The following is a 1,560-nucleotide window of genomic DNA, read 5'->3' as shown; positions in this document are numbered from 1 at the left end:
GACCGCTCAGGAGGTTCTGGCCGAGGCGGGTCGGCGGCGCACGTTCGCGGTGATCTCGCACCCGGATGCGGGCAAGTCGACGCTGACCGAGGCGCTGGCGCTGCACGCGGCGGCGATCACCTCGGCCGGGGCGGTGCACGGCAAGGGCGACCGGCGGGGGGTGACCTCGGACTGGATGGCGATGGAGCAGGCGCGGGGGATCTCGATCACTTCGGCGGCGCTGCGCATCGACTACGGCGGGCGGGTGCTGAACCTGCTGGACACCCCGGGGCACGCGGACTTCTCCGAGGACACCTACCGGGTGCTCTCGGCGGTGGACGCGGCGGTGATGCTGCTGGACTCGGCCAAGGGGCTGGAGGCCCAGACGCTGAAGCTGTTCGAGGTGTGCCGGGCGCGGCGGGTGCCGGTGATCACGTTCGTGAACAAGTGGGACCGGCCCGGGCGCGAGCCGTTGGAGCTGTTGGACGAGGTCGAGCAGCGGATCGGGTTGCGGCCCACGCCGGTGAACTGGCCGGTGGGCATCGCCGGCGACTTCCGCGGCGTGGTCGACCGGGAGAGCGGGGGCTACACCAAGTACCACCGCACCCCGGGCGGGGCCACCAAGGCGGAAGAAGAGCACCTCGGCGCCGAGCGGGCCGAACAGGTCGAAGGCGAGGCCTGGCTCCAGGCGCAGGAGGAGCTGCAGCTGCTCGAAGCCCTGGGGGCCGACTTCGACGAGGCCTCGTTCCTGGCGGGGGAGTCCTCGCCGGTGCTGTTCGGGGCGGCGCTGCCCAACTTCGGGGTGGGCGCCCTGCTGGACACGCTGGTGGACCTGGCCCCGGCCCCGGCGCCCGCGGCCGACGACAAGGGCGAGCAGCGCCCCGTGGAGGCGCCCTTCTCCGGGCAGGTGTTCAAGATGCAGGCCGGGATGGACAAGGCGCACCGGGACCGGATGGCGTTCGTGCGCATCTGCTCGGGCCGCTTCGAGCGGGGCATGGTGCTCACCCACGCGGCCACCGGGCGCCCGTTCGCCACCAAGTACACCCAGCAGGTGTTCGGCTCTGAGCGCACCACGGTGGAGCGGGCCTATCCGGGCGATGTGATCGCGCTGGTCAACGCCGCGGCGCTGAGCGTGGGCGACACCCTCTACGAGGGGCGCAGGGTGGTGTTCCCGCCCATCCCCAGCTTCGCCCCGGAGCACTTCGCGGTGGCCCGGGCCAGGGACGCGGGCCGCTACAAGCAGTTCCAGCGGGGCATCGCCCAGCTGGACGCCGAGGGCGTGGTGCAGGTGCTGTCCTCGGATGTGCGGGGGGAGCAGGCGCCGGTGCTGGCGGCGGTGGGGCCGCTGCAGTTCGAGGTGGTCGAGCACCGCATGGCCGAGGAGTTCAAGGCCCCGATCGAGCTGGCGCGCCTGGACTACACGCTGGCCCGGCGCACCACGCCCGGGGACGCCGAGAAGCTGCACGCGCTGTCGGGGTGCGAGGTGCTGGCCCGGCGCTCGGACGGCGAGCTGCTGGTGCTGGTGCACAACAAGTGGCGGCTGCGGGTGATCGAGCGCGAGCACCCGGGGCTGGTGATGGA

General features: G+C 72.8%; 1 protein-coding gene. It reads left to right on the top strand.

The genetic code is table 11. The features are described from left to right. Nucleotides 1-16: 16 nt before the first annotated feature. Nucleotides 17-1,560, top strand: a 1,544-nt coding sequence (locus tag C892_RS0128205) for a peptide chain release factor 3 (RefSeq protein WP_051060620.1), incomplete at its 3' end; no start/stop codon positions are given.

It is taken from the genome of Nocardiopsis baichengensis YIM 90130 (assembly GCF_000341205.1).
Taxonomy (GTDB): Bacteria; Actinomycetota; Actinomycetes; order Streptosporangiales; family Streptosporangiaceae; genus Nocardiopsis_A; species Nocardiopsis_A halophila.
The sequence above is the reverse complement of the archived record's forward strand: the minus strand, read 5'-3'. Positions and strand labels throughout refer to the sequence as shown.